At 43.7% G+C, this 21,331-nt stretch carries 13 protein-coding genes and 3 tRNA genes; 10 read left to right on the top strand and 6 right to left on the bottom strand.

All coding sequences use genetic code 11. The annotated features are described in order from the left end of the window. Window positions 1-152 precede the first annotated feature (152 nt). The gene (locus GKD17_RS18280) at window positions 153-944 is read right to left on the bottom strand and encodes a hypothetical protein (protein WP_007830885.1); all 792 of its coding nucleotides are present in this window, start codon (window positions 942-944) and stop codon (window positions 153-155) included. Window positions 945-1,047: 103 nt separating this feature from the next. On the opposite strand from GKD17_RS18280, the gene trpS reads away from it, so the two are divergent. From trpS to GKD17_RS18255, 5 genes are all read left to right on the top strand, one after another. Beyond that, window positions 1,048-2,142: a tryptophan--tRNA ligase gene (trpS, locus tag GKD17_RS18275; RefSeq protein WP_007830886.1), complete on the top strand. Its 1,095-nt coding sequence runs from the start codon at window positions 1,048-1,050 to the stop codon at window positions 2,140-2,142. A gap of 213 nt (window positions 2,143-2,355) precedes the next feature. After that, window positions 2,356-2,430, top strand: a tRNA-Val gene (locus GKD17_RS18270). Between the two features lie 34 nt (window positions 2,431-2,464). Continuing rightward, window positions 2,465-2,539 (top strand) — tRNA-Val (locus tag GKD17_RS18265). 40 nt (window positions 2,540-2,579) lie between these two features. After that, window positions 2,580-2,657: transfer RNA gene (locus tag GKD17_RS18260), tRNA-Val, on the top strand. A 67-nt stretch (window positions 2,658-2,724) separates the two neighbouring features. Next, a complete protein-coding gene (locus tag GKD17_RS18255) occupies window positions 2,725-3,375 on the top strand; it encodes a response regulator transcription factor (protein WP_007843630.1) in 651 nt (216 codons plus the stop codon). Here GKD17_RS18255 and mnmA read toward each other — a convergent pair. Together mnmA and cysK are read right to left on the bottom strand one after the other, a co-directional pair. After that, window positions 3,372-4,436 (bottom strand): tRNA 2-thiouridine(34) synthase MnmA, encoded by a 1,065-nt coding sequence (gene mnmA / locus GKD17_RS18250; protein ID WP_007830888.1) that lies wholly within the window; start codon window positions 4,434-4,436, stop codon window positions 3,372-3,374. The genes GKD17_RS18255 and mnmA overlap by 4 nt on opposite strands. 9 nt (window positions 4,437-4,445) lie before the next feature. Further along, complete coding sequence (gene cysK, locus GKD17_RS18245; RefSeq protein WP_007830889.1) at window positions 4,446-5,393, bottom strand: cysteine synthase A; 948 nt, start codon at window positions 5,391-5,393, stop codon at window positions 4,446-4,448. 145 nt (window positions 5,394-5,538) lie between these two features. Here cysK and GKD17_RS18240 point away from each other — a divergent pair, with 145 nt between their 5' ends. The 5 genes from GKD17_RS18240 (at window position 5,539) to GKD17_RS18220 (ending at window position 16,398) form a co-directional block, all read left to right on the top strand. Next, a complete protein-coding gene (locus GKD17_RS18240) occupies window positions 5,539-6,477 on the top strand; it encodes an endonuclease/exonuclease/phosphatase family protein (RefSeq protein ID WP_007830890.1) in 939 nt (312 codons plus the stop codon). Between the two features lie 22 nt (window positions 6,478-6,499). Next, window positions 6,500-8,956, top strand: coding sequence for an outer membrane protein assembly factor BamB family protein (locus tag GKD17_RS18235; RefSeq protein ID WP_007830892.1), 2,457 nt, complete (start codon window positions 6,500-6,502; stop codon window positions 8,954-8,956). A gap of 200 nt (window positions 8,957-9,156) precedes the next feature. Beyond that, window positions 9,157-10,461, top strand: a complete 1,305-nt coding sequence (locus GKD17_RS18230) for a DEAD/DEAH box helicase (protein ID WP_007830893.1) — start codon at window positions 9,157-9,159, stop codon at window positions 10,459-10,461. A 664-nt stretch (window positions 10,462-11,125) separates the two neighbouring features. Further along, window positions 11,126-14,362, top strand: coding sequence for a SusC/RagA family TonB-linked outer membrane protein (locus GKD17_RS18225; RefSeq protein WP_007830895.1), 3,237 nt, complete (start codon window positions 11,126-11,128; stop codon window positions 14,360-14,362). 20 nt (window positions 14,363-14,382) lie between these two features. Further along, entirely contained in the window at window positions 14,383-16,398 is a 2,016-nt protein-coding gene (locus GKD17_RS18220; protein WP_007830896.1) for a RagB/SusD family nutrient uptake outer membrane protein, read from the top strand. A 128-nt stretch (window positions 16,399-16,526) separates the two neighbouring features. Here GKD17_RS18220 and GKD17_RS18215 read toward each other — a convergent pair whose 3' ends face one another. The 3 genes from GKD17_RS18215 to GKD17_RS18205 all read right to left on the bottom strand — a co-directional run bounded on the left by GKD17_RS18215 (window position 16,527) and on the right by GKD17_RS18205 (window position 21,318). Next, window positions 16,527-16,673 (bottom strand): hypothetical protein, encoded by a 147-nt coding sequence (locus GKD17_RS18215; RefSeq protein ID WP_007830898.1) that lies wholly within the window; start codon window positions 16,671-16,673, stop codon window positions 16,527-16,529. Window positions 16,674-16,863: 190 nt separating this feature from the next. Continuing rightward, a complete protein-coding gene (locus tag GKD17_RS18210) occupies window positions 16,864-18,414 on the bottom strand; it encodes an Lcl domain-containing protein (RefSeq protein WP_032935386.1) in 1,551 nt (516 codons plus the stop codon). A gap of 225 nt (window positions 18,415-18,639) precedes the next feature. Further along, window positions 18,640-21,318 carry a glycoside hydrolase family 2 protein gene (locus GKD17_RS18205; protein ID WP_007830905.1) on the bottom strand — a complete coding sequence of 893 codons (2,679 nt, stop codon included), beginning with the start codon at window positions 21,316-21,318 and terminating at the stop codon, window positions 18,640-18,642. Window positions 21,319-21,331 lie beyond the last annotated feature (13 nt).

Here is a 21,331-nt window from a genome sequence, read left to right as displayed (position 1 = left end):
TATTATCTTTATTCCTGTAGGATACATAGCACTATTAAATTTTGTGCAAAGTAACGACTTATTTCCAAGATAACAAAATAAATCGAACTCTTTGTCAACGCAAATTAAAATAAAATTCCGCAATCCTGTCAGGATGATATCTTTTTGTATATTTATTCGGAAACTTCTGTGTCATCGGCATACGTAAAGCGGAATGAGTATCCTACATTTTCTGATCCGCCAATCAAGGTCATATCCTTCAACCTTCCATCTTGTCGGAAGCTATAGTCGTATATATAGTAGGTATCTTCCAAAATATGGGCACTTCTTTTTCCCAGAATTCCAGCCATCTGTCCGAAAGTATTCATTACAGTGGTGTAGTTCTCGCGGTCATCAATCCATTGTGCCAGTGTGTTCAGGTCCAGGCTGTAGTCATTGGCAATAGTGGAAACCTTGTAATCACTGTTGTAAGTTCCTCTCGGGGTAGTGGTTATAGAAGATAGATTTCCATTTTTCCAATTGTACTCCAGTACGGTTCCATTGTTGTTGCAGCTCTTCAGGTAACCTTCATTATCATAGGAATAGGTTACAGGATTCTCCCGATTGGAGAATTTGCATACGTAACTTCTGCCGTTTTCCAATGAGGTGCTGATTTCTACCAAAGGCGAATTTTCCGTAGAGTAGGTATAACTGGCTTCGGAATTCTCTTTGTACGTATAGTTGACTGCTGCCAATGGCGAATTGCTGTAGATACGGGTCAGTCGTTTGTCATTGTCGTATGTAAGGGTGATTACTCCCTGATAAGTGATAACATCCGAAATCTTGTGTACTTTTATTCCGGTAATTACTCGTGAAGGTTCCGGTACGGGAATGCTTTTGTCATCGTCATCGGAACATGAAGCAAAGAACAAGCTTGCTACAGAAATAAATAGAACTAGTTTAATGCTCTGTCTTAGTTTATTCATAGAAACAATTATTATATGTGAAATAGCGATTCAAAGTTAAGTGTTTGTGTCAGAATATTCCTATCTTTGCGTAATTTTTAATATAAGATAATATTTAAGAGATATGGGAAAAGAAAAAATCATATTGACCGGCGACCGTCCTACAGGAAGATTGCATATCGGTCATTACGTAGGTTCGTTGAAACGCAGAGTTGAGCTTCAGAATTCCGGATTGTATGACAAGACTTTTATTTTCATTGCCGACGCACAGGCATTAACCGATAATATAGAAAATCCCGAGAAGGTACGCCAGAATGTGATTGAGGTAGCGCTTGACTATATGGCTGTCGGTTTGGACCCGATGAAATCTACTATCTTTATCCAGTCTCAGATTCCCGAATTGTGCGAATTGACTTTCTATTATATGGATTTGGTTACCGTTTCACGTCTGCAACGTAATCCGACGGTGAAAACCGAAATCCAGATGCGTAACTTTGAAACTAGCATCCCGGTGGGATTTTTTACTTATCCTATTAGTCAGGCTGCCGATATTACCGCTTTCAAGGCGACTACTGTTCCGGTAGGTGAGGACCAGGAGCCAATGATCGAGCAGACTCGTGAGATAGTACGCCGTTTCAATTATATTTATGGTGACACGTTGGTAGAACCTGAAATCCTGTTGCCGGACAATGCGGCTTGTCTTCGTTTGCCGGGCACAGACGGAAAGGCAAAGATGAGCAAGTCGTTAGGGAACTGCATCTATCTGTCCGATACGGCTGATGAAGTGGAAAAGAAGGTGAAGAGTATGTACACTGACCCGACTCATTTGAAAGTCTCTGATCCGGGTAAATTGGAAGGAAATACCGTATTCACTTATTTGGACGCTTTCTGCAAACCCGAGCATTTCGGTCGTTATTTGCCGGATTATCCTAACTTGGATGAACTGAAGGCGCATTACACCCGTGGTGGATTGGGAGATATGAAGGTGAAAAAGTTCCTGGCCGCTATAATGCAAGAGGAATTGACTCCTATCCGCGAGCGTCGTAAAGAGTTTGAAAAGGATATTCCGGCTATTTACGAAATGTTACGTAAGGGTTGTGAGACAGCTCGTGCTACAGCGGCTGCTACATTGGATGATGTGCGAAAAGCGATGAAGATTAACTATTTTGATGATGTGGAACTGATTGCTGAACAGGCAAAGCGTTTCGGCCAAGAATAAAATAAATTTCGATATAAAGGGGGAACTATATATAATAAGGTATAGTTCCCCTTTTTGTTTTACTTAATTCATAAATTAAATGATGATTATATATTCTGTATATCAGTGATTTAAGTGTTATGGTGAAAAATAAATGAAAAATTAGTATGCATAAAATTTGCAGTTATCAGAAATAGCCGTATCTTTGCAACGCTTTTAAAACAAGAAGCTACCGGGCGTTTAGCTCAGCTGGTTCAGAGCATCTGCCTTACAAGCAGAGGGTCGGCGGTTCGAATCCGTCAACGCCCACTTTTTCCTTTTTCTTGTTTTAGAAGCAACCTTCGGGCGTTTAGCTCAGCTGGTTCAGAGCATCTGCCTTACAAGCAGAGGGTCGGCGGTTCGAATCCGTCAACGCCCACCGAAGAAAGAAATTAAATATTGCACGAGAAAGCACTATCGGGCGTTTAGCTCAGCTGGTTCAGAGCATCTGCCTTACAAGCAGAGGGTCGGCGGTTCGAATCCGTCAACGCCCACCAATAGAATGAAGCCTTGCACACAATGATGCAAGGCTTTTTTTATATTAATAAGCTCCGTTTAGTATGTATGGTCATGAAAACATTGCTACTTGTCGATAACCAGGACATTACCCGTGAAGGTATGAAAGCTGTGGCCGGTCGGGTGGGAGGTTTTACCGTGATAAAGGAAGCGGGCAGTCAGAAAGAGCTTACCCGACTTTTGATTGATCATCCCAATGCCGTTGTCGTATTGGACTATACATTGTTTGATACTTCAGCTGAATACTTGCTTATTTTGCAAGAACGGTTTAAAGAAGCGCATTTCATTCTGTTCAGTGATAGTTTAAGTGAGGATTTTATCCGGCGTATGGTTTTTGGCGGAACTTCATTCAGTGTGGTGATGAAAGATGCGCCGATGATAGAGATAGAGGAAGGGCTGCGGAAGGCGGAGCAACGTTTGCAATACATTTGTACACGCATTGCCTGGCAATTGCAGCATAAAGAAGAAAAGAAAGAAAAACGGGGCTCATCGCTTACGGTTACCGAGTGTGAAATATTGAAACTGATGGCATTGGGTAAAACAACGAAAGAGATTGCGGCTGAGCGTTTCCTTAGTGTATATACGGTGATGACCCACCGCAAAAACATCTTTCGTAAATTAGAAGTCAATAACGTGTACGAAGCGACAAAATATGCACTTCGTGCGGGGATTGTGGATGCGGTGGAATATTACATTTAGGGTAAAGTGATTTCGCCACTTCCCACACAAATTTCCGCATCTTTGTCATACAGCACGCCGAACTGTCCGGGGGCAATGCCCTGCAAAGGTTCGTGGCTGTGGATTTGGAACAGACCATTTCCCCGGGTCAGTGTTCCTTTCATGAAAGTATCGGTATGTCGAATTTTGAAGGAAACGTCTACAGGTGAGTCTCCTTCCCATAAGTCCTCTGTGATGAAATGGAAATCGTGTAAGGCAAAGTCCGTACCGTATTGCTTTTCGGTATCATATCCGCGTGAAACATAAATAATGTTCTCATCTATATCTTTGCGGATGACAAACCACGGTCCTCCACTCAGCCCCAGTCCTTTGCGCTGTCCTATGGTATGAAACCAATATCCTTTGTGAGTGCCAATCCGCTTTCCTGTTTCCATTTCAATGATGGCTCCTTCTTTCTCACCCAAGAAACGGCGAAGGAAATCATTATAATTGATTTTTCCAAGAAAGCAGATACCTTGGCTGTCCTTGCGTTGAGCACTGGGTAATTTGGCGACACGGGCAATATCTCTGACTTCATTCTTCATCAGACCGCCTAAAGGAAACATCAGTTTTGAAACTTGCAGATAATCTATTTGTGCCAGAAAATCCGTTTGGTCCTTGACGGGATCTTGTGCGGTTCCCAGCCATAGTTTTCCATCTTTTTCAAGGATACTGGCATAATGGCCGGTGGCTGTTTTGTCATACAGATGTCCCACCTCCTGCTCGAAGCATCCGAATTTGATGAGCTTGTTACACATCACATCCGGATTGGGGGTAAGTCCATGCTTCACTTTATCGATGGCGTATGCCACCACATTGTCCCAGTACTGCCGGTGCAGGTCGATGATATTCAGGTTCAAACCATATTTGCGGGCAGTGGCGGTACATAGTTCGATATCCTCTTCTGCGGTGCAGGTCAGGTCTTCATCGCCATCCATTCCGATTTTTATATAGAAAAGGTCCGGTTTATATCCTTGTTTACAAAGGAGGTGTACGACAACTGCGCTGTCTACACCTCCTGAAATTAATGCAGCTATATTCATTTTGTTTTATTATAACGGATATTCTTCAAAAGCATAAAGTACAGTAGACAAGTAGCGTTCTCCCGTATCGGGTAAGAGGACTACAATTTGTTTCCCCTCATTTTCTGGCAATTTAGCCAGCTCCAAAGCGGCATAAGCTGCTGCTCCCGAAGATATTCCAACCAATAACCCTTCTGTCAGAGAAAGTTCGCGTCCTGTGCGGATGGCGTCATCATCTTTCACCCGGATTATTTTGTCTACCAATTTTCCATTGTAGGTATGGGGGATAAATCCTGCTCCAATACCTTGTATCTTGTGCAGCCCCGGATTTCCACCCGAAAGGACGGGGGAGTTATCCGGCTCTACAGCTACAATCTGTATGTGGGGATTCTGTTTTTTTAATCCTTCCGCTACTCCGCTTAAAGTGCCGCCTGTGCCTACTCCGGCAACAAATATATCTACCTTTCCGTCCGTGTCATTCCATATTTCCTGCGCGGTGGTACGTACATGGGCGGCAGGATTTGCCGGATTCTCGAATTGTCCCAGAATGACAGCTCCCGGAGTCTGTTCACGCAGTTCTTCCGCTTTTTCTATGGCTCCTTTCATACCTTTTGCACCTTCGGTCAGTACTAATTGCGCTCCCATAGCTTTCAGCAGGTTCTGGCGTTCCTTGCTCATGGTTTCGGGCATTGTCAATATGGCTTTGTAACCTTTCACACTGGCAACCCATGCCAATCCTACGCCGGTGTTGCCGCTAGTTGGTTCAATGATAACGGCTCCGGGTTTCAAGATGCCTTTTGTTTCCGCATCCTCTATCATTGCCAGGGCAATGCGGTCTTTTACACTTCCGCCGGGATTGAAATATTCCAGTTTGGCAACTACTTGTGCTTTCGCGTCGTGTTTTCGGCTGAGGCGTGACAGTTCCAACAGAGGAGTTCCTCCGATGAGCTCAGTCAATTCTTTTTTAATTCTTGCCATAATCTTTTCATTTAGTGGATTCTAATGTTATAATGCAAAGATAGGGGGAGATGTTCATGATGACAATACCCTATTTATGGTATATTTTATAGTGTTGTCTCTTGAATAATTGTGTATCTTTGTCCGGAATTAACAAATCTAACCTATGATGAAAACAAGAAATCTTATTGGGATGATAGCCTTTTACTTGTTTGCATTGGCAGCTTGTACCCCTTCAAAAGAGTCGGAAAAAACACTGACTGTTCTTTCATGGAATGTATGGCATGGCGGTCATTCAAAAACTTATCCCGAAAAGGGATGTAAGGGAACTATCGATATTCTGAAAAAAAGTGAGGCTGATGTGATCTTGATGGTTGAAACTTATGGAGCCGCTCCGATGGTAGCCGATTCATTGGGATATTCATACAATCTCATTTCTGATAATCTTTGTATTTATAGCCGCTATCCCATTATCCGGAAATATGCTTTTGCCGACAGCATAAGTACCTTTAATTTCGGCGGAGTGATGATAGATGTGAATGGGAAACCTGTCCGGGTGTTTGATACTTGGTTGCATTACCTCCCTGATATGCGTTTGGCACCAACAGATAAATCTGAGGAGGAAATATTGGCTTGGGAGATGGAGGGGACACGTGATGAGGAAATACATAGGATTTTGGCTGTTCTTCGGCCTTTACTGGCAGAAACAGACAGTATCCCAATTATAATGGGAGGTGATTTTAATGTGCATTCTCATCTGGATTGGACGGAAGCGACCCGTAACCTGTACCATCATGGGGGTGCTGTGGTGGATTGGCCCGTTTCCATTGCTATGGAAAAGGCAGGATTTAAAGATAGCTTCCGTGAGATGAATCCCGATCCGGTGGCCAGTCCGGGAGTAACGTGGCTGGCAGATGCGGATTCGTTGGAAACCGAATGTCGTATGGACCGCATTGATTTCATTTATTATCAGGGGAAAACCATTCAAGCGATAGCGTCTGAGTGCTATGACAATAGCTTGGGTAAAACTTTTACTTTCAAAGGAGAAGACTTTTTCTATCCTTCAGATCATGGTTTTGTCCTCTCGAAATTCGAACTTAAATAAGAATTGATTAAAATAAATATTCATGAAAAAGACTTTTTTATTATCATGCCTGATGCTGGCGGCAATGCCCGTTATGGCTGCTTACACAGGTCGTGTATATGTAGATAAAAACAAGAATGGCGTGTTTGACCCAGGTGAAAAAACATGGGCGGGCATCAAGGTTTCCGATGGCTTGAATGTGGTGGAAACGGCTGCCGACGGTAGTTTTACTTTACCCGGTCATGAACGTGAGCGTTTTATTTTCATTACCACTCCTTCGGGATATAAAACATTTAATCGTCATTATCATAAAATAGAAGAGAAACAGTCCGGTTATGATTTCGGCTTGATGCCTTATAGTGGACGGATTCGCAAGGATGGTTCTCACAAGTACATTCATATTGCTGATACTGAAATATTTAATACGGAAAACCATGAAGACTGGGTGAATAATGTGCGTGACTATGCCAGGAATGAACAGGCGGCTTTTATCATTCATACCGGGGATATCTGCTATGAAAAAGGCTTGAAGGCTCATATCAAACTGATGAATACGGAAAATATGGACTGTCCTGTCTTCTATTGCATCGGAAATCATGATTTGGTAAAGGGGAAGTATGGCGAAGAACTCTTTGAAAGCATTTACGGACCGGTATATTATTCTTTTGATGCAGGGAATGTGCACTATATTGTCACTCCGATGCCCGGAGGAGATCATGCTCCCGGCTATACCGCCGATGATGTCTGCCGTTGGTTGAAAAATGATTTGGCGCATATCCGCCCCGGAACTCCCGTTGTTGTTTTCAATCATGATTTACTGACCTACGAGGATGCTTTTATTTTTAAAAGCAAGAATGCGGGAAGCATTAATTTGAATGAACATAACCTGAAAGCGTGGGTATATGGTCATTGGCATATTAACTATGTGAAAAAACAGGGAGATGTTTACAGTGTTTGTACTTCCTCATTGGATAAAGGAGGAATAGATCATTCCACTACCGCTTTTCGTGTGATGCACGTAGATAGTAAGGGAGATTTCACTTCCGAGCTCCGTTATACCTATTTGGACAAGAATATCTGTATCGCTTCGCCTGCCGGAGTGATGGCTTCGGGTGTTCTTCCGGTAGCTGTCAATGTGTATTCTTCCGTGTCACCGGTGAAAGAAGTGCTCTATACCTGTTTGGCCGACGGAAAACCTGTGCTGAAAAACAAGAGATTGCTGCAAAGCACTGACTGGTCATGGAACGGGGAGCTTCCTTTGTCTGATAAACACGTGGCCAAAGAACTTACTTTGCAGGTAACAGCTCGTTTTAATAACGGAGAGATAGCTAAGGCAGAAAGCAATTTTGTCTGCCGGACTGAAAAGGTGGCTCCTTTGTTTTCTGCTGATTGGGATAATCTGTTAGGCAATGCGAAACATTCCGCCCCCGCTTCCGGCCCATTGAATCTGCCTTTGCAACTGGCATGGACCCACAATGTCGGAGCTAATCTTTACATGACTTCCCCACTGATACACAAGGGAAAAATAATTGTAGCCTCTGTGGATGAAGATTTAAAAGGTGCGGGGCATGTATATGCTTTGAACGGGAAGGATGGTTCAACTCTTTGGAGTTACCCTGTTCGTAATTCCATTAAAAATTCCATTGCCATTGATGGTGATATCGTGTTTGCCCAAGATGCTCAAGGTTTTTTGTATGCCATTGATACCGAAACCGGCAAGTTATGTTGGGAAAAGCAATTGCCTGTAAATGGTTTACCAGCCCTCATCGACGGACTGGTGGCCGATGAAGGAATGGTTTATGCAGGAACAGGAAAGGGACTTTGTGCTTTTGAAGCCCGGACGGGCAAACAACTCTGGAGAAATGAAGGTTGGGGACAAGGAGAAGGGACTACGAGCACGCTGACTTTGGGGAATGGTTTGCTGATTGGTTCCGCACAGTGGAATGCACTTTATGGCAATGATGCCCAAACAGGTGAGAAACTTTGGGCGGCCAGTGACAACGGGTTGCGTAATCGGGGGGCATCTCCTGCCATGCATGGTGCTTTGTTGTATCTTATTTCGGATAAATCTTTCTTTATATTAGAGGCGGCTACCGGAAAAGTGATAGTTCGTAAGCCTTTGCCTTATAATGTGGATGTAACTTCTACTCCGTTGCTCACCGACAAAGAGATTATCTTTGGCTCTGCACAGAAAGGGCTGATAGCCTTGGACAGTGAAACATTGGAAGAAAAATGGACTTGTCCGGTGGGGGATGCTTTGGTTTATACCTGTCCCTATAGTCGTCAATCTTCCGCTACCATTGAAACCAGTGCGGTATGGGCGGGAGATATCGTTTATGTAGCTGCTTCGGACGGTACAGTGTATGGAATTAATAAAGAGAATGGAAAAGTGGTATGGAAACACGCTACTGGGGCTCCTGTTTTCGGGTCGGTAGCCTTATCGGGCAATGCGTTGGTGGTTTCGGACTTTGGTGGAAATGTTTATTTGTTCTGTAAGTAGAGTTACTTTGATTACGATATAATATGGATGGTTATTGTGAAATATCTTCCTTTTGGGGCAGCCGTCCGATTAGTTAAGCAGGAACTATCTAGTTAAATAACCATAAAGTCTGCCCGGAAATACTTCCGGGCAGAATCATTACTGTACCTTTGTTCCCATAAAATATATACAGGCCGTGAGGCCTAATTTAATTATTTTACATGACATTTAAAGAATTAGATCTTATAGAGCCTATTTTGAAGGCTTTACAACAAACCGGCTATACAACGCCGACCCCCATTCAGGAACAAGCAATTCCTGTATTATTAAAAGGTAAAGATTTGCTGGGATGCGCCCAGACAGGAACAGGAAAAACAGCAGCGTTTGCTATCCCCCTCATACAACGGCTTTATCAATCAGACCATAAAAAAGGTATCAAAGCATTGATACTCACCCCGACGCGTGAGCTTGCTATACAGATAGGCGAGAACTTTGATCAATATGCTAAATATACCGGAGTGAAACATGCCGTTATTTTCGGCGGAGTGCCCCAAAAGGCGCAAGTTGATGCTTTGAAACGAGGCGTGCAGGTATTGATTGCCACTCCCGGACGTTTGCTTGACTTGCAGTCGCAAGGTTGTATTTCATTGAAGGGATTGGAGTATTTTGTATTGGATGAGGCAGACCGTATGCTCGATATGGGCTTCATACACGATATCAAAAAAGTATTGAAACTGATTCCTGCCCGGCGACAGACTTTGTTTTTCTCGGCTACCATGCCTTCTGAAATAGAGAAGCTGGCAGATTCCATGCTGACTAATCCGAAGAAGGTAGAGGTGACTCCTGTTTCGTCTACTGTTGATACTATTCAGCAAAGTGTTTATTTCGTAGAGAAGAAAGAGAAGAAGGACTTGCTGCTGCATTTGTTGAAGAATCCGGAGATAGAATCTGTATTGATTTTCACCCGTACCAAGCATGGGGCGGATAAATTGGCGAAGATATTGAATAAGAGTGAGATCGGGGCGGAAGCTATTCATGGAAACAAATCGCAGAACGCACGCCAAAGGGCGTTGACGAACTTCAAGGATCACACCACAAGAGTGTTGATAGCCACAGATATTGCAGCCAGAGGTATTGATGTGAACCAGCTTTCTCACGTTATCAACTATGAGTTGCCCAATATATCGGAAACTTATGTGCACCGCATCGGCCGTACCGGGCGTGCCGGACACGACGGAATAGCCATCTCTTTTTGTGAATCGGAAGAATTACCTTATTTAAAAGATATCCAAAAACTGATAGGACTACAGATTCCGGTTGTGAAAGACCATCCTTGGGTGACTGTGGAAGGAGTGAAAGCGCAGGCCGGTAAGACGGAAGAACTGAAGGAAAAAGCAAAAGCCAATAAGGCATACCGGGGCAGTAAGGGCAATGGTGATTATTGGCGTAGGAAGAAACAGGTTCAAAGCAGGCAAGGGCAAGGCAGGCAGAGTTCGGATAGAAAGGCTTCCGGCAGGCAAGGATAAAGAATGACTTGCCTGGGCTGTATTACAAAATAGCATGGACTTAAATGGATGTTTTTATACATTTCCATGAGTCCATGTTTTTTTTCGTTTTTATATGCTCCGGTTTAAGTTGCGATTTTTATTGTGTGGTTTTAATTATGTTCTTCTTATTTTTTGTTATTTCTTGCTCTTAAGAATAAACTTAATTTCAGTGATTTACGGGTTTATAGCAGCGAAGACTTCCATTTAGGTAAAAATAAAAGCTTTATATGTCCATAAAAATGAAGTATCTACCCTTTTTCTATAATCATTGGATTTATAAAATGTAATATCTTGATAATTAGAGATTATTGAGATATATGCAAAGTTCCATTAGAACTTCGTCATTCACTATTACTTATTGAAAATAAGTGCTTGAGGTCTAGTATAAAGACTATTACTACCAATTTAGAGTGTATTTTTGAAAATCATATATATAAAATATTTTCCATATACCCAGCATCTTATAACAGGTAATTTTATATATTTCATTAAGATTATAATAAAAATAAGTATTTCAATTGTCGTCTACAACATTTTTTATATATTTGCAGCGTTAATCTAAATTTTATCGAAAAGCATAAGTTCTAATGGTACTTGGTACTTTAAGAGTTTTTGCTTTTCTAAAACTTTTAAAAATCACTATATGATTAAGTATCTAAAGTCCGTGGGTGTTTTACTGTTCTTGTCAACAGTCTGTAATGGAACGGTTTACGCCAATCAAGAAGGAAGAAAAACAGACGTGAGAGTGACTCAGCAAAATGGTACTTGTACCGGAGTTGTAAAAGATGCTACAGGCGAAACGATTATCGGTGCATCTGTGGTAGTAAAAGGTTCCACGAATGGAACCATTACAGGGATTGATGGAGATTTCTCCCTGTCTAATGTGCCCAAAGGAAGCACGATTGTCATTTCATTCGTAGGGTATCAGACGCAGGAAATAAAGTGGACGGGAGTGCCATTGAATATTATTTTGAGTGATGATACAAAAGTCTTGGATGAAGTGGTGGTAGTGGGATATGGAACGCAGAAAAAAGTGAATGTGACGGGTGCGGTAAGTATGGTCGGTTCGGATGTGATAGAGTCACGCCCTGTTGCCAACGTAAGTCAGGCATTACAAGGGGCGGTTCCCGGTTTGAATCTTTCTACCAGTTCAAGTGGGGGTGACCTTAATACCAGCATGAATATCAATATTCGTGGTACAGGTTCTATCGGCGACGGTTCTGTAGATAGTCCTTTGATTTTAATTGATGGTATAGAGGGAGATTTGAATTCTTTGAATCCTAATGATGTAGAAAGTGTGTCTGTTCTGAAAGATGCCGCTTCGGCTTCTATCTATGGTTCGCGTGCTGCATTTGGTGTAATCTTGGTTACGACTAAGAGTGGGAAGGCCGGTAAGGTGAAGGTTAATTACTCCGGCGATATTCGTTTCAGTACCGCGACACAGGTGCCCAAGATGGCTAATTCATTGCAATTTGCCACTTATTTCAATACTGCGAATATTAACGCTGGCGGTTCAAATATATTCAGCGATGAAACGATGGCGAATATCAAGAAGTATATGAATGGCGAATTCACAGACCCTAGCCAGCCGGAATATTGGGGAACAACAGCCAATGTGGAGAATGGGAAGTGGAACAACTATGGCTCGGCTTTTGCCAATACGGATTGGTTTGAGGAATTCTATAAAAAGAATGTGCCTTCTACACAGCATAATCTGAGTCTGAGTGGGGGAACTGAGAAGTTTAATTGGTCGGTCAGTGGGAGTTTCTTGCTACAGAATGGTCTGATTTCTCATGGGCACGACGAACTGGACCGTTATACGTTGAATAGTAAAATCGGAGCCGAACTGGCTTCATGGGCACGCCTGGATTACTCAACAAAATGGACACGCAAGGATTATGAGAAGCCTCAATATCTGACAGGGTTGTTCTTCCATAACATTGCACGCCGCTGGCCTTCTTGTCCGGTAGTCGATCCGAATGGAAACTGGATGGCAGAAATGGAGATTTATGAATTGGAAGACGGGGGGATATATAAGGAGAACAACGATGAGTTCACCCAACAGTTAAAGTTTACCTTCACGCCGTTGAAAGGATGGAACATCTATGCTGAAGGTGCTCTGCGTCTTACCAATAATAAGACTACTCAAAACAAAATTCCTATTTATAATTATAATGTAGCCAATGAGCCGATGTTACGTGATTCTGGATACGGAACAGTGACTTATGTGTATGATAACCGCTACAAGCAAAACTATTATGCTGTAAATGTTTATACCGATTATTCTCACAGCTTTGGAAAACATAATGGAAAAGTTTTGTTGGGCTTGAACTATGAACGTTATAATCAAGACAATATGTGGGCAAGCGGTACAGACTTAACAACTGAAGATAAACCTTTCTTGAGCCAGACACAAAGTAACAAGAAGAATGGTGACGGTTATTGGAATCGGGCTACAGCAGGTTATTTCGGACGTTTCAATTATGATTATGACGGTAAGTATCTGGCGGAGTTTAATATTCGTTATGACGGTTCTTCACGTTTTCTAGCCGATAAGCGGTGGGCATGGTTCCCGTCGGTATCTTTGGGATGGAATATTGCCCGTGAGGAGTTCTTTGAGAAATTGAGTGAAACAGTTAATACGCTGAAACTTCGTGGTTCTTGGGGACAATTAGGTAACACTAGTTCCAATTATAACAGTTTCTGGGATTGGTATCCGTTCTATCAGCAGCAGGCCATCAGTTCTGCATCCAGCAACTGGCTGATTAATGGCGAAAAACAAAATACATCTTCCCTTCCCAGCATCGTTAATGCTACCATGACTTGGGAAACGGTGGAAACATGGGATTTCGGTTTTGATTTCGGCGCTTTTAATAATCGCCTGACCGGTACTTTTGATTGGTATAGTCGTACTACAAAAGACATGATTGGTCCGGCACCTATCTTGGGTTCTGTATTGGGTACTAATGCTCCCAAAACCAACAACTGTGATATGCGTACTTCGGGGTGGGAATTGGAAATCGGATGGCGTGATCAGATTAATGATTTCAAATATGGTGTTCGGTTCAATCTCTCGGATAATCGATCTAAAATTCTGACCTATCCATACGATGGGGAGTTTAGCAATCAAAGTATCGGAGGGTATTATAATGGCAAGTATTTAAATGAAATTTGGGGGTATGAAAGTGTCGGTCTGGCTTCTTCAAAAGTAGAAATGGACAATTGGCTGACAACCAATAAGCCCAACTGGGGAAGCAACTGGGGTGCAGGTGATGTGATGTATAAGGATTTGAATGGAGATGGCATTGTCAGTTCCGGTGCAAATACTTTGGACGATCACGGTGATTTGAAACGTATTGGTAATGCGACTCCTCGTTATCGTATCGGTTTGAACTTAGATGCGGCATACAAGGGATTTGATTTTTCTATTTTCTTTCAAGGAGTGTTGAAACGCGATTGGTTCTTCGGTGCCGGTGATGCATACTTTTGGGGAGCGCAAGGAAATATGTGGCAAAGCGCCTGCTTTGAAGATCATTTGGACTATTGGACGGAAAACAATACTGGTGCATATTATCCGAAACCTTATTTTGGCGGTATTCAGAAAAATCAGCAGACACAGACGCGTTATTTGCAAAGTGCCGCCTATCTCCGTTGCAAGAATATCCAGTTGGGGTATACTTTGCCGAAATCTCTGTTGTCACCGGCCGGAATCAGTAATTGCCGCATTTATCTGTCATGTGATAATTTATTCACTATCACTAGTCTGTCCGATATATTTGATCCCGAAGCTTTCGGAGGATATGGTGACGAAGGATGGGGCAGTGGTAAAACTTATCCGTTGCAACGTACTGTTTCTGTGGGTGTAAATCTTAGCTTTTAACTAATAAAAAGAAGAATATTATGAAAATAAATACAAAACACATCGGATTATGTCTTTTGTTGGGTGCTGCTATGAGTACCACCTCGTGTAACGATCTGCTCGACCTTGATCCTGTAAGCCAAATCACACCGGAGTCATTCTATACATCAGCCGATCAGCTGGCTACTTACTTGAATAATTATTATAGTTCCTATTTGGTTGCTCCCTATAGCGGAGAGATGTATCATACGCAGAGTTATAGTGATGGTATGGCACGTTCTGACGGTAATACCGATATCATGTTGGCTGGGTTGAACGGTAATACGACTCTTTTTGCCGATGACCATTGGGAAGTTTCTTCGGGAAAAGCCCTTCAGGGATACTATGGAGGGGTACGCGTTTACAATTATTTTTTAGATAAGGCAGTTACCGGTTATGAGAATGGAACGATTACCGGCGATGCGGAACTGATTAAGAACTATATCGGAGAGGGTTACTTCTTCCGTGCATTGTGTTATTTCCGAATGTTGGCCTATTATGGTGATTTACCCATAGTTACCAAGGTCTTGGAAGATAATGATGAGGTCATTGTAGAAAACAGTAAGCGTACTCCGCGTAATGAAGTGGCACGTTTCATATTGGAAGATTTGGACAAAGCTATTTCATATTTAGCAAGTCGAGGCAAGTTCAATGGTCAGCGTGTCAATAGAGAGGCGGCTTTGCTGTTTAAATCTAGAGTAGCCTTGTTTGAAGCCACTTTTGAAAAGTATCATAAAGGAAGCGGACGTGTACCGGGAGATAATAATTGGCCGGGAGCCAATATGCCTTATAACAGTGGAAAGAATTTCAGTATTGATAGTGAAGTGGATTTTTTCTTGACAGAAGCTATGAATGCTGCAAAACAGGTAGCCGATAATGCGCAACTGACTACCAATAATCATGTAATAGAACCTCAACCGGGTGTCATCACAGGTTGGAATGACTATTTTGAAATGTATAGTCAGCCTTCACTGGCTAATGTCCCCGAAGTCTTATTGTGGAAACAGTACAGCTTTAGCCTGAGTATCAGTCACGATGCAGCCTATCGTGTGAAGACTGGTTGTGCCGATGGATATACCCGTACCTTTGCAGAGTCTTTTCTGATGAAGAATGGATTACCCATTTATGCCAGCAATGACTATCAGGGTGATGTCAGCATTGATAATGTGAAAGCCGGTCGCGACGAACGTCTTCAGCTTTTTGTTTGGAGTGAGAGTACGCTGCTTGATTCTGATCCTAGTGCGCCTCAGTACAGTCAGCCATTCAAGAAACCCGGTATCGATAATTCAAATCAAGAAATACGTTGTATCACAGGGTATCAGCCACGTAAGTATTATACGTATGATTATACCCAGACTCCGAATGATGAGTTGCGCTGTACTAACGCATGCCCTGTTTTCCGTACAGCTGAGGCATTATTGAACTATATGGAAGCTTGTTATGAAAAGAATGGAACACTGGATGCTGATGCCAGAAAGTATTGGATGCAATTGCGTGAACGTGCCGGGGTGAGCACTGATATTGACGCTACAATTGCTGCTACCGATCTTTCCAAAGAAAAGGATTTCGGGGTGTATTCAGGGACTTCCATGGTGGATGTGACCTTGTATAATATTCGTCGCGAACGTATGAACGAGCTTTTCAGTGAAGGACAACGTTTTGCCGATTTGATTCGTTGGCGCTCCTTTGACCGTATGATAACTGCAAAGTGGATTCCTGAAGGAGTGAATTTTTGGGATAATCTTTATCTGTTGTATGATGCTGATATCAAGGCGGACGGGACATCGGATGCAGTTGTCTCTGGTAAAGAGCAAGGCAAGTATCTACGTCCTTACAGCCGTAATTTGGAGAGTTCCAACGAACTGCGTGATGGTTATAACTGGCATGAGGCATATTATTTGTATCCGATAGGAATCAGTGATATACGTACAGCTTCTGCTGACCGCGATATAAACAATAGCAATATATATCAGAATATAAATTGGCCCACTACGGCAGGCGGACATGCTGAAAAATAATTTTTTTCATAAGGTTGGGTCAATAAATATTCAGAAGTAAAAGTATTCGTTTTTTGGGATAATATTTTTAACATAGCAAAAGGGCAGGGAGTTCGTGAGGATTCTCTGTCTTTTGTCATATATGGTCTTTAGATTTTTCGGGCTGTTTTTGGTTGAAATACCTGGCAGTGATGGAGGTTTCGGGTTTGTAATCCGTTGATGTCAGCCAATGCCCTGACTTGGAAATGCTTTATATCAACTTCCAGCATCAATTTACCCAATTTGATGCAATTCATGGGTGGATCGTATTTTCATAGGCGTAAGAATTGGTGTGCTGCAAAGATCGGAAAATCTCCGGGTTGATAAAGGAAAGAGTGAAAAATATGAAAAAAAGAAGCCCGGTCCATTTTGTGGTAAGCGGACCGGGCTTTACAATCAATTTGTCAATCGTTTATAACCAATGGGGCTGCTACCTCCATTGGAACTTTAGAACTGTGCGACAGGGCGCGTGGCGTAATTGCTGGCTTTGCTGTTGGCAACTATCGCACCACTAACGAAATTCAGATACCAGGCGGATTCTGCCGAGTGTTCGGAAGAAGACCAGTACCCCTTGCGTGTGAAATCATTGAAACAATCTTGTTTGTCTTTGCAAATGACTCCGGTTTTTTGAAGTTCCCACAACAAAGTCAACTCGCCTGCCGACGGTAAATACCATTCACCTGCCGATTTGCCGCTGGTACTGTATTGGTAGCAGTAACCTCCTGCCGGGTAACTGGAAGAACTTTTACCAAGATAGGCGGTGTGAGCCTTTCCGTTGAAGTCGCTGATGGCTCCTTCTGACACCCAGGTGGCAGGTTGTCCGGTTTCAACATAGATGGTTGCTCCCTTGATGCGTTCCTCGTCCTTATCGGAGAAGAAAGAATCGGCGGTTCCGTCATAATAAGGGAGAACACCGCTTGTCAATGTACCGTCAGCGGTGGTATAGTTTTCGATGCCTTCTATATCTTCTGCTTTGCTGATCCATTTGGTACTGGACTGGTTGTCGCTTAATGCCACGATGCGTCCGAATGGAGAAGTGGACAGGGTGGGCGAGAGATTGCCGTCCGCATCATCCAGAGCATAGACAATACCGATGCAGGTTTTATTCTCATTCTTCTCGCTGGAGAAGGTAGCGTCGCTATAGTAATAATCGCCTACCTTGGCAGAAGGTAAAAGAGTGCAAGTGAGTGTCGGCGCTTCGTATACTTTGCCTTTCTCCAATTTGATGGTTGTCGAAGTAGCTGTCTCATACACTTCACCGGTGGTGGTAACAAGGGTGAAATGCAATTGTGCTTCGGAAGGGAAGAAGGAGATGTAAGTGGTTCCGGAAATACCGGTTTTGTTTTTAATAGTGATATTTCCTGTTTGGGTACTGCTAAACTCTCCGTCTTTTAGTTTCATAACGGCACTCGAGTAGAGGTTTCCGGCAGTGGCGGTTACGGTAATTCTTGTGATGTTGTTCAAAGGACTGTCACCGTTGGCGGTGAACTGGAATTTACCGATGGTGACCAAGCTAGTCATTTCGCAGGCGGAAGAGCCTGTAGTTTCGTTCATGCTGGCTTTACACAGTGCCCACGAGTAATCATAATTTGTTATACCTGCCAGTGTTCCGTCTTGTCCGCTCAGGTTGAGGGTTTGAGTCAGAGTGTCGCTGCTGGTCGCGGTGATGGCTGCCGCCGGGTAGAATACGGCAATTTCATTCTCGTTCTTTACTAGTGTCGAAAGATCGCCCGTAAAGGTATCAGAAGAGTCAGTTTCTCTTGTGAGAATCGTTTTGGGAACACCGCTGGAACCGGTTTTCATTACGGCCAGTTGGCTGTTGGCGTTCCAGTTGCCTTGCAGGATGCCTGTATCCTCTGCATCTGAAGAACGGGGGGACAGTGATGCTGTGAGAGAAAAAGGAACGGTGGAGGTTGTTGTAACTTGATCATCGTCATCGCTACACCCCAACATGCATAGAGCGATGCCCAAACAGAGAATAGTTGTTGTCTTTTTCATCATCGTTTTCGTTTTGCTGTTTTATGATTAAAACTTGAATGGTATTTATTATTTAATTTTAGATAGCAAAGGTAAATGTTCTCGGTCGATTTTTCTAATCTATTCGGCGAAAGCTGTTTTTTTTTCGATAAATTAGGGGAATAAGGGGAAATTTGAGGTGAAATGTAAAGAAGTGGATGGACGGGAAGCGAACACTTTCCGTCCATCCTGTCAGGATGGCGATGATTATTTCTTTTCACCGAAGTCGGCTTGTTGTTTTTCCACCTCTTTCAGCCTTTGTGCATTCCGTTCTTTCAGCAGACGTTCTTGTTCCAGTTCGGAAGCCGATTTGGCGGCTGATTGTCCAAAAGGTGAGTCGCTGCTCATGGGAATCAGCGCAGCTTCACTTTCGGTATAGATGAAAGGATGAGCTGCCGGCTTGCTTTCTAATTCCAACACTGCGCTGGCAGGCATTTGCGAGCCTTCGAACAATACGCTGGCAGTGATTTTGATTTTACCCGGCTTTAAGGTGGATTGTATCAGCACGGGGGCTGTCCCCCATTTTACCGGAGCCGGATTGGCCAGTATATTCGCTCCGCCTAAAATACGTCCTTCTCCTTCTACATGGAATTTCACATAATAGTTGTTCAGACGTTTGATATTCCCGTTTTTATCGGCTATGGCGGCTACTACGGTTACAAAGTCGGAGCCATCAGCTTTTAAGTCGGTGTTTTCATTGTCAACCCAAAGCAGCAGTTTCTCGGGACGCCGGGCCGGTCGTACTTCGTGCGTGGCAACTACTTTTCCGTCTATGATGCCTTCGGCCAGTAGGAACACCTCGTCCTGTTTCTTCTTTCTCATAGACATGTTCTTGTCTATCATGAAGTCGTATATATCTTTGAATGTTATAACGGGTGAGGGCATTCCTTCTTTCGTTGCCGGCTTGGTGTAAGTCCATGTCTTGCCACCTTTATTATAAGTAAGCCGCACCTCGTCACAATTGGAGTATACAGTAACGTCTTTGGGTGAGAAGGGAGTCATTTCATGGGCGATGTGCACCATCGGTCCTGTTTCGAAAAGACGGTCTTGCTTTTCGGGCGAGCGCTGGGCTTTGAACATATAATAAGCATATTTGGGTTGACGGAATACGTCCATCACACCACCATAGAAGGGATCGGGATGATAGCCGCGTTGGTGGTCGAACGAGTGCCACAAACAGCCGCCGACGTGTTGGCGCGGAGTACGGCAGAGTACATCGTAACAGGTGAAAGGATAACGGGGAGCGGCATAGTGCTGTGCCTGGATGAGCATAGCCTGTTCCCCCCAGTTGCGTGCCACACGGCTGGGGGAGTTGTGCGAATTCCAGTCGTCTACATTATCTCCCCACTCGCGGGTGAAATAGGTTATTTTAGGGTCGAGGCTTTTGATGGCCCAGTCCTTGTCCGCGTTGGCCGGATGAGTGAAGAGTACCGGATATACCTCATGTCCCCGTGCTTCGCTGTCGCAACCGGAGTAGCAATACGGATAAGGGTATTCTTGATTGACAATATCGAGGGTATTTTGGGCGAAGTCTGCCGGATACCAGGTTTCATTCAGAATAGGTTCCCATAACCATACACAAGGGTGATTGCGATCACGCCGTACCAGGTTGCGGATATCGCTATAGACACGTTGTGCAAATTCGGGGGCGTCATTCCAGAATTGCCATCCCGGAGTGTTGACGATGACGAACAAGCCCAGTTCGTCGCAGGCGTCCATAAAGGCGGGGTCTTGAGGGCAGTGAGCATTCCGGATGACTTTCATACCTGCGTCGCGTAGCTTTTTAGCGTCGCGCCAATGAATGCTGTTGGCAACGGCATTGCCTACTACGGCAAAATCCTGATGGCGGTTGGCGCCAATCAGTGGGCTTGGATAAGGTTTGCCGTTCAGCCAGAATCCGTCCTTGCCCTTGAATTCTACGCTGCGGATACCGATGCGGCGGCGGTAGCCGTCCACTACATTTCCTTCATTGTCGCGGATACGGACAATCAGGTTATATAACGTAGGCGTTTCAGGGCTCCAAAGCAGGGGAGACTTCAACATTATTTTATCTTTTGAAGTGACTGCCTTGCCCGGACGTACTTGAATGACATCGTTCAGAAATGCGGCTTGTGTGCCGTCGGGTTGCTGAAGTTCATATTCTACTACTCCTTTGAAGTTCTTTTTACTGTCATTACGTATATGGGCTTTCAGGATTATTTCTGCGGAAGTGTCGGAAACTTTGTCGTATGACACGAAAAGCCCGCCGCCTGCCATTTCGTTTTCGAAATTGGGATCGGTGATGAAAACCGGACGATGGGCTATTAGCCAGCAGTCACGATAGATGCCGCCAAAATAAGTATAATCCAGTACATCCTGTGCTTTGCCGGGAGGATAGCTGGGGTCATTGCTGTTGTCTGCCCATACGGCTATCACATTGTCTGTTTCCCAATTCAGTGCGTCGGTGACATCAACGACTACAGGCAGGTATCCGCCAAAGTGTTCGGTCAATAAATTGCCGTTTACGAAAACTTTGCTTTTCCCCATGATAGCTTCGAAATGCAGGAAAAGTTTTTTGCCTTTCAATTCATCTGCCGGAGTGAAATGTTTGCGGTACCATACCTCGCCTTGATAGTTGATACATCCACTGGCCTCAGTCGGTACATATTCAATGCCGTCGGGCAGGGAAACCATTTTCCAGTTCCGGTCATTAAAGTCGGTAGCTTCTGCACCTGTAGCGGCTCCTTTGTGGAATCGCCATGCCGGATTCATGGAATATACTTCACGTCCGGAGTTTGCCAGTTCATAGAAACCGGCAGTAGAGAATTCAGGTTGGTGGGCTGCCTGCATCTCATAGAGAGGGAAAAATAGTAAAGCGATGAGATAAAATAAGATGTTTTGTTTCATGGTTCTATGTATC

Source organism: Phocaeicola dorei (assembly GCF_013009555.1).
GTDB classification, from domain to species: domain Bacteria; phylum Bacteroidota; class Bacteroidia; order Bacteroidales; family Bacteroidaceae; genus Phocaeicola; species Phocaeicola dorei.
The sequence above is the reverse complement of the archived record's forward strand: the minus strand, read 5'-3'. Positions and strand labels throughout refer to the sequence as shown.